The organism is Labrenzia sp. THAF187b (assembly GCF_009363375.1).
Lineage (GTDB): Bacteria > Pseudomonadota > Alphaproteobacteria > Rhizobiales > Stappiaceae > Roseibium > Roseibium algicola.
Genome location: NZ_CP045344.1, coordinates 5,550,756 through 5,563,952, shown reverse-complemented (window position 1 = coordinate 5,563,952; position 13,197 = coordinate 5,550,756). Strand labels below are relative to the sequence as shown.

Sequence of the window (13,197 nt, the reverse complement as noted above, 5' to 3'; positions counted from 1 at the left end):
TGCCTGCGCCGTAGCATCGCCTCTCGACTGCCACAGGAGGCCCCGCATGACAGACCAGCTCCAGCTTCTTGCCGACGACTTTCGGGTTACGCCTGCATTCAGGACAAGCGGCAAGGTGGAGGGCGTTTTCAGGACAGTCTCTGCGGAAGACTTCAGGACCACTGCAACGGATGCTTTGGAGATGACGTTCGAAGGCATTTCGGGAGACCGGCATGGCGGCCACACCCGGAGGTCCGGTGGCCGCGAACCCTGGTATCCGCGTGGCACCGAAATGTGCAACGAGCGCCAGATATCCATCCTGTCCGCCGAGGAACTTTCGTTAATTGCCACTCGCATGGAGATTGCCGAACTGAAAGCCGAATGGATCGGCGGCAACATTACCTTGTCCGGCATTCCCAACCTTACGATGGTGCCGCCGCGCACCCGGCTGGTGTTCGAGGGCGGTGTGGTTATTCGTGTGGACGGCGACAACAAACCCTGCCGTTTCGCAGGCGAGGCGATTGCCGAAGCCAATCCCGGCCGGGAAGGACTGGGCCTGTTGTTCCCGCAAAAGGCAAAGCGCCTGCGAGGCCTTGTTGGCTATGTCGAAATCCCGGGGAAGGTTGCGGCGGGCGAGGCGGTCACCGCCCACGTTCCCGAGCAGTGGATCTACGAGCGCATCTGATTTTAACGCTTGCAGCGAGGGAAACCTGTTTCCCGAGGCGCCCGATATTCTCTAGTCTGGATGCTCTGTCAGAACCTTCCAACAGGAGCCTCCATGCTGCCGATCCACCACATGATCGACCAGGCGCCACAGCCGGTCGCGCCATTCTCCCATGCCGTCGAAATTGACGGCTGGGTGTTTGTAACCGGCCAGATGCCGACACTGCCGGACGATCCGGACGCCCCGCTGCCGGAGGGCATAGAGGCGCAGACTGTGCGGGTGATGGAAAACCTGAAGCTCGTTCTGGGCGGCCTCGGGCTCGGCCTTGAAAACACGACTTTCATTCGTGTCTATCTGACTGAATTCAAGCGCGATTATCAGGCGATGAACGACACCTACCGGTCATTTTTCGAACCCGGTAAATTGCCGGGTCGTACCTGTATTGGCGTGTCGGGCCTTGCCGTCGATGCGCTGGTCGAGATCGATCTGATCGCCCGGCGGCCGTGACGGCAGGCCGCCCGCAAATCACATCCCGGGTTGTGTGCGACGGGCACGGATCCGGTTTGCGCACCGGTGTCAGTCCTCGGTTGGGGAGGTATCGTCAGCTTCCAGGCGTTTCGCACATCCCCAGGAGCTCAGAACGTCATTCATTTCGTCCAGTACGAAGAACCGGGCAGCGTCACGGTCATAGCCTTCGTCCAGCAACGTGTCGTAGTCGGTCAGGGCGTGCCGGACATGACTGGTGGTGGCCTGCCAGAGGGCAATGCCGGGCGGCAGATGGCGCAAGTGTCCGGCGATGGCAACTTCGAGAATGGCTTCCGCATCTGAAAAGGGAACGCGCGGCAGCAGGACCCGCAAGGCCTTGCGCATGTCTTTTTGCCGCTTGGTGCCGCCGGTCATGAACAGGTCCCGGTTTTTCGTGGTTGAGACCGGAGAGGTAAACAAATCCCGGACGGATTAGAAGAGGTCCGGTGGAATTGTTCCGGGTTGCCGGTCAGGCGCGGAAGAACTGAAAGCTGCTGGCCCCGGCAGTGCCGGACAGGGGAAGCCCTGCAACCCTTCCGTTTTCCATGGCATCGGCAAGAAGGTCCTCGAAAGGCAGGGGAGCACTGAAATGGTATCCCTGGACCAAACGGCAGTGCATCGCTTCCAGAAGTTCCAACTGGTTGCTTTCTTCAACGCCTTCGACCACGCACTGCATCTTCATGGACCGGCACAGGTTGACGATGGAGGTCACGACGCCGCTCGCGATCGGATCCTTGATACCGGCAACGAAACTGCGGTCGATCTTGACGCAGTCGATAGGCAGCCGGTGCAGGTAGCCAAGGCTGGAATAACCGGTGCCGAAGTCATCCAGCGCGAGTTTGACACCGGCATTGCGAAGAACCTGCAGACAGGTTTCAGCAGCTTCATAACTGCCGATCACGGAAGTCTCGGTAATTTCGAAGGTGATCTGCCGCGGGTCTATCGCCGCGCGGCGGATGATCTCGAGCAGCGCAGCCACTGTCTCGGCGGAGGTGACGTCATGGGCGGACAGATTGAAGGATAGCGAAAGTGTCCCGGGCAGGGCCTTGATCTGCTCGACCGCCTTTTCGAACAGCGACAGGGTCAGCCTGTGGATCAGTCCGGCGCGCTCGGCAATGGGAATGAACTTGTCGGGTGCAATCCTGCCAAGCTGCGGGTTGTCCCAGCGCGCCAATGCCTCGAAGCCGACAACGAACCGTTCCGGCAACTGCACGACAGGCTGGAAATAGACCTGGAATTCGCTGGCAAGATCTGCGCTTTGAAGCGCTGCCTCGATGGCCCGTTCCGAGCGGATGCGGGCTTCATGTTCGGCCGAATAGACCGTCGTCCGGCCGCGCAGGCTGGTCTTGGAGTTGTAAAGGGCGTAGTCGGACCGGTCGAACAGAACATGGGCAGAAGTGCCGGCGTCAGGATAGAACGCAATGCCGCAGGACGCGCCGACAGAAACCTGCAGTTCACCGATCCGATAGGGGCGGCTGATCAGTTCGCAAATAGACTGCCCCGTCGAGGCTGCCTCGTAAATGTCTCCGAGATAAAGGAACCCGAACTCGTCGCCGCCGAGACGGCAGATCTCGACACTCGGCAGTCCAAGGCTTTTCAGGCGCATGCCGACTTCCATCAGCAATTGGTCGCCCAACTGGTGGCCATAAGTGTCATTGATGGGCTTGAACCTGTCCAGGTCGACGACGCCGACCGCAAACTGCCGGTCCGTGCCTTCCACTTCGCTGATCAAGGCTTCAAGCCGGTTGAAGAAATAGCGCCGGTTCGGCAGGTCGGTAAGCGCGTCGGTCTGGGCAAGCTTGGAGTTTTCTGCGTTGAGAAGCTCCGTTTCTTTCTGTTTGGCGGCAAGGTCCGACTGCGATTCAATCAGTTTGCAGAACCCTCGATAGCCGTTCAGGAGAACCTGCAGGACGACCAGGCATACCAGGAAGATATTGAGCCCAATGGCAATGTAGACGTCCTGGTTCTGGCCGAGATAGTGCACCAGATAAGGGATCGTCACGATCACCATGACCATCAGGGCAGCTTGCGGCAGATGCATCAGGCAGAAGATGCAGCCGATGACGGTGATGGCGATGAAAAGCGCCACATGACCGCGCTCGGCAGGTCCGCCATAGCCGTCCAGGCTCAGCGACCAGGCAATGTAGATGACGGACACCAGACTGCCGAGAATGACGGTCTGCCGCATCTTGCTGATCGCTTCTTGCGGTGTCGGGTCAACTTTGCGGGCGCGTATCCAGGCCACCATGCGAAAGGTCGTGATCAAGAGGATCGGCGCAAGAATTCCGACGGTCAGATAAGTCGGCGCGACATCGAAATGGGTATAGGCAACCGCAACCGCATTGACCATGAGGAGAGCATAGAGTGACGGAATCTGGGTCTTGAGCTCATTGTACTGAGCCTGTGCAATTTCCGGATGGCGAGGATCGATCATCATCCATCTCAGGAAAGCCCTGATTTTTTCCATCATTTTCTCCATTGATATTTCTTCTAATCAAAATGAGATAAAGAATTGTTATGAGGGCGACTTCCCTGACTTTGCGTCGCATTGGGGTTCTTGAAGAGTTAAGGCGCCAATAGGAAATGCTGACGCGACGGCTACGAAATATTTCAACGCGGAAGCCGCGTGATCAAGCGATCAGGAGGTAATCTGGACTGGCACCGGACAACGGTTCAGCGCAGGAAATTCTCGCGACATTTCTTGCATGCTCCCGCCACGCTTGGCAAATAAACGTGGCTGCCAAGGCAGGCTTGTTGGCGGGAAATGCTCTGGTCGCTTCACAATAAGATAAGCAGACTATTTTTTTATCTTTGAAATACGCTATATAGACGGCTATGGCAGATCGTACTCGAACCCGGCTTTTGAACGCGCTGAAATCCTCCGGCCCACAGACTGCGGCAGATCTTGCCAGCGGGTTGAAGGTGACGTCAGTGGCTGTTCGCCAGCATCTGGACGGCCTGTTGCAGGACGGGCTGGTGGACTTCGATGATCAGAAGGGTTCGGTTGGCCGGCCCAAGCGGGTCTGGGACCTGACACCGGACGGGCACAAGCAGTTTCCCGACAACCATTCCAACCTGGTGCTCGGGTTGATTTCCGGCCTGAACGATATTTTCGGCGAAGAAGGTGTCGACAAGCTGATTGCTCACCGTGAAGCGCAAAGCCGGAAATCCTATTCCGAAGCGGTTGGCAAGGCGCCGGATCTGCGCGGCAAGCTGGAAGTGCTTGCCGATCTGCGCAACCGAGAAGGCTACATGGCCGATCTTGTTCCCGAAGGGGCAGGCTATCTGCTGATCGAAAACCACTGTTCGATCTGTGCCGCGGCAACGGCCTGTCAGGGGTTCTGCAGGTCGGAGCTCAATCTTTTCAAGGATGTACTTGGGCCCGGTGTCTCGGTCGAACGTACCGAACATCAGCTCTCGGGCGGTCGTCGCTGTGTTTACAGGATTGAGCCCGCGGCCTGATCAGGCGTCGGTCTCAGTCGAGGAGTGTTTTGCGTGTCAATCGCCAGGCCGCTGCTTGCGCGGCTCATCGACCGGTATTTCCATCCGTTCGAAACCCACATCAAACCGCTGGAACTGCCTGTCACGCCTCTTCCGGATGAAGGGCCGCTGAAGCTGGTCTGGCATTTCGCGATGATGTTCCGCTGGCAACTGGTAATCGTTTCGTGCCTGGCGATGATCTCCTCCGGTCTGGGGCTTGCGGGCATCTGGGCGATAGCTTTCGTGGTCGACGGTGTGACCGAGGCAGGTGCGCAGGCGTTTCTGAAAGACAACCTCACCATCCTGGCCGGTTTCTTCATCCTCTTCGTGATTATTGATCCAATCGCCTTTCTCCTGCGCCAGACCTTTGCCTTCCAGACCGTGCGCATTCTTCTGCCGGCGGCAATGCGCTGGCAGGCGCACAAGGCCGTGGAAGCACAGGACATGGCTTTCTTTGAGGATACATTCGCCGGTCAGGTTGCCTCCCGCATTGCCCAGGTCACCATGTCGGTCCACCGTCAGATGATGTTGTCCATCGAGACGGTTCCGTTCCTGGTCATTCAGTTTGGCGGATCGTTCCTGCTGCTTCTGGCCATGGCCTGGCCGCTGGCCATTCCGGTATTGTTCTGGATCTGCGCGAATATCCTCGTCGCCTGGTTGGCGATCCCGGCCTATCTGCAGCGCTCTGCCAAGGTGGCGGCGGCAAATTCCAAGGCCACCGGCGCGATGACAGACGTTTATTCCAACATCGCCATGGTCAAGCTGTTTGCGGCGGAAGATTCGGAAGCTGGTGCCATTCGCAAGGTCATCGGCGAAACAATCGACACCAGGCACAGCGAGAACCGGTCCTATATCCTGACCGACAGCGGCGTCTATTTTCTGAACGTGCTGCTGATCCTGGCTGTGGTTGTCATTGGCTTCTGGGGAATGATGAAGGGGTGGGTCTCGATTGGCGACTTTGTCGCCGGGCTGACCGTCACACGCTCGCTGTCCCACGCTTCATCCAGTTTCATAGGAATCGGACAGTCGATCACCAGCACACTTGGTACGATCCGCGATGCCATGCCGATCATGACGAGCCGGCCGGCAATCATCGACCAGCCGGACGCCGGCGAGTTGGACGTCAGCGCCGGGGAAATCCGCTTCGACAACGTGTCCTTTGCCTATCAGAGCGACCGCAAGCCGGTCCTGGACAAGTTCAACCTGACAATCAAGCCGGGCGAGCGTGTCGGTCTGGTTGGCCTGTCCGGCGCCGGCAAATCGACCGCTGTGTCTTTGCTGATGCGCTTGCGGGACGTGACCGAAGGCCGGATTTCGATCGACGGGCAGGACGTGCGAGATGTCACCCAGGCATCTCTGCGCAGCCGGATCGGCGTTGTCACCCAGGACATTTCCCTTTTGAACAGGTCGATCCGCGACAACATTCGCTATGGCAGGCCGGAAGCCACCGACGACGAGATCCGTGCGGTTGCCCGCGCTGCCGAAGCGGTCGGTTTCATTGAGGAGCAAAGAGACAGCAAGGGCCGGACGGGTCTGGATGCCCATGTGGGCGATCGCGGTGTCAAACTCTCCGGCGGTCAGCGTCAACGCATCACGATCGCCAGGGTGCTTTTGAAAGATGCGCCGATCCTGATCCTCGACGAGGCAACCTCTGCTCTTGATAGTGAAGCCGAGCTGGCCATTCAGCAGAACCTCACCCGCATGATGGAAGGGCGCACCACGCTGGCCGTTGCCCACCGCCTGTCGACCATTGCTGCAATGGACCGGCTTGTCGTTATGGATCAGGGCCGGATTGCGGAAGAAGGTACACACCGCGAGCTGCTTGCCTCCGGTGGCCTTTACGCTGCGCTCTGGGAGCGTCAATCAGGTGGTTTCCTGGCGCTCAATGCTGCTGAATAGGTTCTTGTGAATAGCTCCTTGCTTGTGTGAGCTTCCCACGGGCTGGTGCTTCGGGAAAATGTCAGCTTGCGTTGATTTTCCGAAATCCGGCTGACAATACTCCTCTCATGGACAAGAGAGACCGCGCCGTACTTTTTCGCGAACGCCTGTCGGATGCCTTGCGCAGCCGGGATATGAACCGATCGGATCTGGCACGCGGTGCCGGGCTCGACCGGTCCACTGTTTCCCAGTTGTTGTCGGAAGACGCACCCCGCCTGCCAAACGGGCAGGCATTGGCTGCCATTGCGACCGCGCTCAGCGTTTCGTCCGATTGGTTGCTTGGTCTTTCCACCCACCGCGGGGCCGCGGCCGAAATCCTGGATCAGGCAGTTCAGGTGGCCGAGACCGAGCGGCACCCGGTCGATGAGCATCTGCTTGCCTGGTACCGCGATGCGGTCGGGGCGAAGATCCGGCATGTGCCTGCCAACCTGCCGGATGTCCTCAAGACCGAAGCTGTTCTGGCTTTCGAATACTCCGGCGAAACGTTGCGCACCGCCGACCAGGCCATAACCGGCACAAGGGATCAGAGGGCACTCCTCAGCCGGGCGGAATCCGATATGGAAATCGCCCTCTCGAAAGAGGCGCTGGAAGGCTTTGCGCGCGGGGAGGGGTTATGGCAGGGGCTTCCGGTTGACCTGCGGCGCGAACAACTGGAGGTCATGGGGCTTACCTTGAGCGAGCTTTACCCCTCGTTGCGTCTGCACCTCTTCGGCGCGACCGACCGTTTCTCCGCACCTTTCACGGTCTTCGGGCAGAAATGGGCGGCACTCTACCTCGGGCAGCGCTACCTGGCGTTTTCCAACACGCGCCACGTCCAGCTCTTCTCCAGCCACTTTGACGATCTCGTTCGTCACGCGGTCATCCGCTCGCATGAGGCAGGTGATTTTGCCGTTCAACTGGCGCGTCAGCTCGACTGACGTCTGTTCGTTTTTAGCTGCAAGAAATGGTCACCTTGCAGCCATGGATATCATGTGAGCCGCAGGCACGGCCCGGTTGGAACGATCGGCAGCAGGTGTGCGTCTCAAGAAAGCCTGCGTCCTGGCAACCTTCACCTTGAAGGACGACGCAAGGCTCCCGTTGGCGCTTTGATCCTAGGCGTGGGCGGACTTTGCGGCTTCCACCGACTTGGCTGGATGAAAGCTTTCCGCTTCCGCCATTTCCCAATAGGTCGAGTAGCCCGGAATGTTGTGCGACTTTTCCAGGAGGGCCCCCTTCTTCAACCAGGACAGCGCGACGCTGGCCGGCATGATTTCGCGAAGGCCTTCGTGCAGATAGAAATGTTCCGGCTTGAACTCGCGCGGATGGCTGAGCCCGGCAGCGGCGGAAAAATCCCGAAGGGACTTGAGCGTATTGCGATGGAAATTCGCGACACGCTGTGCCTTGTCGGGAACAACCAGGGCCTGCTGGCGCTTGGGATCCTGCGTGGCGACGCCGGTGGGGCAACGGTTGGTGTGGCAGCTCTGGGACTGGATGCAGCCGACCGCGAACATGAAGCCGCGCGCAGAATTGACCCAGTCGGCGCCAAGAGCCAGCGCCCCTGCAATGTCGAATGCGCTGATCAGCTTGCCGGCGGCACCGATCCGGATATCTTCGCGAAGACCCGTGCCAACCAGGCAGTTGTGAACGAAGGTCAGACCCTGGCGCAGAGGTGTTCCCAGCCTGTTGGCAAATTCCACCGGTGCGGCGCCTGTCCCGCCTTCGGCGCCGTCGACCACGATGAAATCCGGCTTGATGCCGGTTTTCAGCATGGCCTTGACAATGGCCATGAATTCCCAGCGATGACCGATGCACAGCTTGAAGCCGACCGGCTTGCCACCTGAGAGCTCCCGCAACTGAGCGATGAAATGCAGCAGTTCAACCGGGGTCGAGAAAGCGGAATGAGAGGCAGGTGATATGCAGTCGGTGCCGATCGGAACGCCGCGAGCTTCGGCGATTTCTTCCGTCACTTTCGGGCCGGGCAGCACACCGCCATGACCAGGCTTGGCCCCCTGGCTCATCTTGATTTCGATCATCTTGATCTGCGGTTCGACAGCCTGCTTGGCGAACTTTTCGGCATCGAAAGTGCCATCTTCCGCGCGGCAGCCGAAATAGCCACTGCCAAGCTCCCAGACCAGGTCGCCACCACCTTGCCGGTGATAGCGCGAAACGCTGCCTTCCCCGGTGTCGTGATAGAAGCCGCCAGCCTTGGCGCCCTTGTTGAGCGCCAGAATGGCATTGCCGGAGAGTGAGCCGAAGCTCATGGCCGAAATGTTGTAGAGGGAAGCCGAATAAGGCTGTTTGCAGTCCGGTCCGCCAATCGTCACGCGCATGTCTTCATGGTTGTGCGGTTTGGGACAGATCGAATGGTTCACCCAGCCATAGGAAGTGTCGTAGACATCAAGTTCTGTACCGAATGGCAGAACATCCTCGATATCCTTCGCCCGGTCGTAAACCATGGAGCGCCGCTCTCGCGAAAACGGTCTGCCGTCCTGGTTGCTTTCAAAGAAATACTGGCGCAGTTCCGGCCGGATCGCTTCGAACAGGAAACGGAAATGACCGGAAACAGGATAGTTGCGCAGGATCGCATGTCGGGTCTGGCGGACATCGAGATAACCGATCGCTGAGAGCACAGCAAAAACCAGAAATGGCCAGACGAAGTAGCCGCTGAGGGCAAACGTCAGGACAAGTGCAACCAGGGCAAGTACGATACAAAGAATGAAAACGGTATAGCGGGCGGGAAACACGGACGGGTGACTCCTATTCGGCGGGCTGTCTAGTTGTGTCAGGCTGCGGCCAAAAAGGAAAGAGCGATCAACAGTGTTGATCGCTCTTGCATGGAACCGATTTAAGCTCAGACCATGTGGTGCACGTTCAGCTTGTTGCCGTCCAGGTCCCGAAAATAGGCGGCATAAAAGCCGTTGTCGGCGCGCTGGCCGGGCTTGCCTTCGTCCGCTGCGCCAAGCTCGATGGCTTTGCGGTAGACCGCGTCGACCTGTGCCCGGTTCTGGGCCGACAAGGCGACCATGACACCATTGCCGACGGTCGCCTGTTTGCCGTCATAAGGAATATGCACGGAAAAGGCTGACGTGGTCGGCTGGTTCGCCCAGACGATGAAGTCATCGAACTCCATCAGCCGCTGTGCGCCGAGTTCAGCCAGCAATGCGTCGTAAAACGCCGCTGACCGCTTCAGGTCGTTGGTTCCCAAAGACGTATATCCGATCATGATTTTCTCCTGAAAATTGGTGTGTGCGGTGCCGGCGTGATGGATTTAGGTGTTTGCAAAAATGTTTGGAATAGGCAGATTTAAGGTGGGAGTTTTCAAATTTGAAAGAATATGATGGATTGGAACTACCTTCGAACGTTTCACGCGGTCGCCGAGACCAGCAGTCTCGGCAAGGCTGCTGAAAAGCTCGCAATCAGCCATGCCACGGCGTTCAGGCACATCCGTTCTCTGGAAGAGCAGCTTGGCTCCAGATTGTTCGAAAAAGTGAAGGGCCGTTACCGACCCACCGAGGCTGGTGCCGAAATTCTGGATCTGGCGCAGTCTGTTGTCGTTGCCATGGAGGACATCGACCGGCGGATATCCGGGGCGGATCTGGCTTTGAAGGGGAGAATTCGATTGACAGCCCCTGCAAGTTTCGCAGCCCATTTCCTTCCCGGGTATCTGCGTGACTTCAAGGCCCGGTTTCCCGACATCACCGTTGAGCTACTGACTTCCAACGAGGAGATCAACATGTCCAGCAGGGCTGCGGAGATTGCCCTGCGGGTCACGTCATCTCCACCCGAACATCTGATCGGACGCAAGGTCGCAGATATTCCCTGGGCCTATTTCGCAAGCCAGACCTATCTGGAGCGCAAAGGCGTGCCGTCGAATTCGGCCGATCTCACAACTCATGACCTGATTGGTGCAAGCGGACTGCTGTCCCAGCGGCCCGGTTTCCAACAGATGGACAGGTCGCATCGCGACAGGATCGTGGTCCGAAGTGATGATCTGATGACCATGGCTGCATTGGCGCGCAAGGGGTTGGGGATATGCCTCGTTCCGGTGGATGTCGCACAAGGCGGCTTGCAGAAATTGGCCTTCACCAATGACGTACCAGCAAACGAGCTCTGGGTACTGACCCATTCCGACCTTCGCTCTGTCGAACGGGTCGCCTGCATGACGCGGTTTCTGGCAACAGCCTTCGGGGCCGAAGCCGCCTTTTCAGATACGTAGCTTGGTTTTAGACGACATAGTCTAATCAGTTCCTGTCAGCTTCGATCATCGATAGGAGCCGTTCTGCCGTACCTCGCGCACCCGGTTCGCTTGCCATGATGTCTGCCACCCGTTTGGCGCCGACACGATACACAGGATCTTCGAGTTGCATCAGCGCCCGGGCGAGTTTCGACGGGGTGAGCGACTTTTGCCGGATCGGTGCAGGCCCGGCTCCGATCTTGTGAACCTGCGCCCCCCAGAAGGGCTGATCTCCGAAGACGGGACAGACCAGCGAAGGTTTGCCCCAGCGCAGGGCTTCGTGGGTGGTGCCGGCACCACCGTGGTGAACGATTGCCGCGCAACGCGGGAAAAGCCAGCTGTGAGGTGCTTTATCCAGCAGGAAGACGCGACCTGAAAGTGTCCTCGGCAGGTTTTGCCCGGACAATCCTCCCCAGCCTGTCGCCAGGATCGCACGTTGGCCGGTTTGTTCCAGAGCTGCAAGCACGGTTTCTGTCAGCTTTGCCGGGTTCCTGCTCGGCATGGAGCCAAAGCCCAGATAGATTGGCTCCGGGCCGCTTTCCAGAAACAAGGCCAGGTCTTCCGGCGGAACGTAGTTCGGATCAGGTTCGGTCAGCCAATAGCCGCAGGCCCAGTTGTTCTCCGGCCAGTCTGGTGGTGTCGGCACGAGACCCCGGGAAAAAGCCTGAAGGGACAGCGGCGATCCTCCGCCGGGCATATGGCCGTCCATCAGATCGCCCGAATAGGCAGGCGCATCCATGACCTTTGCTTCCGCGCGAACGGCCCTTGCGAGCGGCGCGATGCCCAGTCGCATCAGGGAGCGGCCTATGGCAAAACTTTGCCGATTCAGGAAGGGGCCGAGGTCGGGCAACCCGAAAAGCGGTAGCGGAAAGGAACCCGTTGCCGCGCTCACCGGCTGAAGCGCTGTCGGCAGGGCGGGTACGTCGAGATGACGCGCCACAAGTGTCAGAACGGTTGCCTTGAGATTGAACAGGATAAGGTCCGGTTTCTCTTGCGTACCGATCTGCCAGAGGCGCCGGGCTGCCTCCTTCTGCAGATCGATATTCTTGCGGGCTGCACGGAATTTGCCCTTCAACGTGAACAGCGCTTCCTGAATGTCCTCATTTTGCAGAAGGGCTTGATAATCGAGTGGAACCGGCCGTGACCGGGCACCGGCGGCAGTGATCATGTCATCGAAACCTTCTCCCGTCGTCACCACGACGTCGGCTCCCATCTTTGCCAGGTCGTGTGCCAGGGCAACATAGGGCTGAACGTCTCCGCGCGTGCCCAGAGAGGCAATGAGGATCTTCTTTCGGGGAGTTGGCATCAGGGCCTCGGTTCGGAAAAACTGGCGGGGCTTCGGTAGGCTTCCCTCAGATGGCGGCCCGCAGCTGCAATTGCAACCGTAGCGTGGATCGCCTAAGCCAGTGCGAAGCGGCAAATGGTCCTCGGAGGAAACGATGCAAACCAGATTCGCAATTGGCACCCGCGGGCAGGGCCTTTACGAATTCACCTCGTCGGTGGCTGAATGGCTTGCAGAAACGGGTGCGGAAGATGGCTTGCTCACAATGTTCGTCCGCCACACTTCGTGTTCGCTGCTGATTCAGGAAAATGCGGATCCGGATGTGCAGCGCGATCTGAAAGCGTTTTTCGAACGTCTGGTTCCACCTGCAGATCATCCTTCCATGAATTATCTGGTCCACACCCTGGAGGGACCCGACGATATGCCTGCCCACATCAAGGCGGCGATGATGCCGGTTTCCCTTTCCATCCCCGTCTCGGCAGGGCGCATGGCGCTTGGAACCTGGCAGGGAATTTATCTGTTCGAACATCGGACCCGAGCCCATCAGCGTCAGATCGCTGCTCATTTTCTGTCTGACAGCTAATCGGATGTTTTGTCTGCGCGATTGATGACCGTGATTGAGAAAAAAGGCGCTTTCGGAAAATTTGTGACGATTATCACATCCTGAAAAATTGAAGCCTGTAGATTGGTTGCACGGTCCGGAAATCCGTCTCCGAAAACCGGAGGTCGGTTGAGTTTCAAGAAGGTAGTCAGATGCGCACCACCCTTTTCCTTGCCGCACTGTTCCTGGCTGGTCCCGCTCTTGCCGATAACGACCCGAACCGCCCGACCGACAGGATCGCCGCAGACCTTGGTATCGAGGAGGCGGTCTTCGTCGAGTGTTTCAAACCCGTCAATCCGGAGCCGGGCAAATATCCCAGCGGTGCGCAGCAACGCGCGAACAAGGCTCTGCTGCTGCCGTGCCTGCAAAGGGCCAACGCTGCCATCACCAATGATCGCCTGGACGCGGTCATGGACAAATACCGGCCTGAGGGCGCATTCCGCAAAGAAGATTGTTCCCGCAAGTCCGCAAACCGGCCCGTGATGCAGCGTTGTGTCTTCCTGAAAGTCTAGTGA

At 58.6% G+C, this 13,197-nt stretch carries 13 protein-coding genes; 8 read left to right on the top strand and 5 right to left on the bottom strand.

Going from position 1 to position 13,197, the window contains the following annotated elements; genetic code table 11:
• The first annotated feature begins 46 nt into the window (after positions 1–46).
• The gene (locus tag FIV03_RS25565; protein ID WP_152511449.1) at positions 47–664 is read left to right on the top strand and encodes a molybdenum cofactor sulfurase; all 618 of its coding nucleotides are present in this window, start codon (positions 47–49) and stop codon (positions 662–664) included.
• A 93-nt stretch (positions 665–757) separates the two neighbouring features.
• Complete coding sequence (locus FIV03_RS25560; protein WP_022997865.1) at positions 758–1,150, top strand: RidA family protein; 393 nt, start codon at positions 758–760, stop codon at positions 1,148–1,150.
• A 69-nt stretch (positions 1,151–1,219) separates the two neighbouring features.
• Here the strand turns inward: FIV03_RS25560 and FIV03_RS25555 are convergent, their stop codons facing one another.
• Both FIV03_RS25555 and FIV03_RS25550 read right to left on the bottom strand, forming a co-directional pair.
• On the bottom strand, positions 1,220–1,543 hold the full coding sequence (locus FIV03_RS25555; protein ID WP_152511448.1) for a DUF2293 domain-containing protein: 324 nt from the start codon (positions 1,541–1,543) through the stop codon (positions 1,220–1,222).
• Positions 1,544–1,637: 94 nt separating this feature from the next.
• Positions 1,638–3,635 (bottom strand): EAL domain-containing protein, encoded by a 1,998-nt coding sequence (locus FIV03_RS25550; RefSeq protein WP_209009785.1) that lies wholly within the window; start codon positions 3,633–3,635, stop codon positions 1,638–1,640.
• Positions 3,636–4,003: 368 nt separating this feature from the next.
• Here FIV03_RS25550 and FIV03_RS25545 point away from each other — a divergent pair, with 368 nt between their 5' ends.
• The 3 genes from FIV03_RS25545 (at position 4,004) to FIV03_RS25535 (ending at position 7,503) form a co-directional block, all read left to right on the top strand.
• Positions 4,004–4,630 carry a metalloregulator ArsR/SmtB family transcription factor gene (locus tag FIV03_RS25545; protein WP_022997862.1) on the top strand — a complete coding sequence of 209 codons (627 nt, stop codon included), beginning with the start codon at positions 4,004–4,006 and terminating at the stop codon, positions 4,628–4,630.
• A gap of 33 nt (positions 4,631–4,663) precedes the next feature.
• Positions 4,664–6,547, top strand: coding sequence for an ABC transporter ATP-binding protein (locus FIV03_RS25540; RefSeq protein WP_152511446.1), 1,884 nt, complete (start codon positions 4,664–4,666; stop codon positions 6,545–6,547).
• A 107-nt stretch (positions 6,548–6,654) separates the two neighbouring features.
• Entirely contained in the window at positions 6,655–7,503 is an 849-nt protein-coding gene (locus FIV03_RS25535; RefSeq protein ID WP_022997860.1) for a helix-turn-helix transcriptional regulator, read from the top strand.
• 174 nt (positions 7,504–7,677) lie between these two features.
• Here the strand turns inward: FIV03_RS25535 and FIV03_RS25530 are convergent, their stop codons facing one another.
• Complete coding sequence (locus tag FIV03_RS25530; protein ID WP_152511445.1) at positions 7,678–9,309, bottom strand: FMN-binding glutamate synthase family protein; 1,632 nt, start codon at positions 9,307–9,309, stop codon at positions 7,678–7,680.
• Positions 9,310–9,416: 107 nt separating this feature from the next.
• The gene (locus tag FIV03_RS25525) at positions 9,417–9,788 is read right to left on the bottom strand and encodes a VOC family protein (protein ID WP_022997858.1); all 372 of its coding nucleotides are present in this window, start codon (positions 9,786–9,788) and stop codon (positions 9,417–9,419) included.
• Positions 9,789–9,899: 111 nt separating this feature from the next.
• On the opposite strand from FIV03_RS25525, the gene FIV03_RS25520 reads away from it, so the two are divergent.
• On the top strand, positions 9,900–10,781 hold the full coding sequence (locus tag FIV03_RS25520; RefSeq protein WP_152511444.1) for a LysR family transcriptional regulator: 882 nt from the start codon (positions 9,900–9,902) through the stop codon (positions 10,779–10,781).
• A gap of 25 nt (positions 10,782–10,806) precedes the next feature.
• On the opposite strand, the gene FIV03_RS25515 is transcribed toward FIV03_RS25520, so the two are convergent.
• Complete coding sequence (locus tag FIV03_RS25515) at positions 10,807–12,105, bottom strand: glycosyltransferase (protein ID WP_152511443.1); 1,299 nt, start codon at positions 12,103–12,105, stop codon at positions 10,807–10,809.
• Positions 12,106–12,238: 133 nt separating this feature from the next.
• On the opposite strand from FIV03_RS25515, the gene FIV03_RS25510 reads away from it, so the two are divergent.
• On the top strand, positions 12,239–12,664 hold the full coding sequence (locus FIV03_RS25510) for a secondary thiamine-phosphate synthase enzyme YjbQ (protein ID WP_152511442.1): 426 nt from the start codon (positions 12,239–12,241) through the stop codon (positions 12,662–12,664).
• A gap of 170 nt (positions 12,665–12,834) precedes the next feature.
• Positions 12,835–13,194 (top strand): hypothetical protein, encoded by a 360-nt coding sequence (locus tag FIV03_RS25505; protein WP_152511441.1) that lies wholly within the window; start codon positions 12,835–12,837, stop codon positions 13,192–13,194.
• Positions 13,195–13,197: the final 3 nt, after the last annotated feature.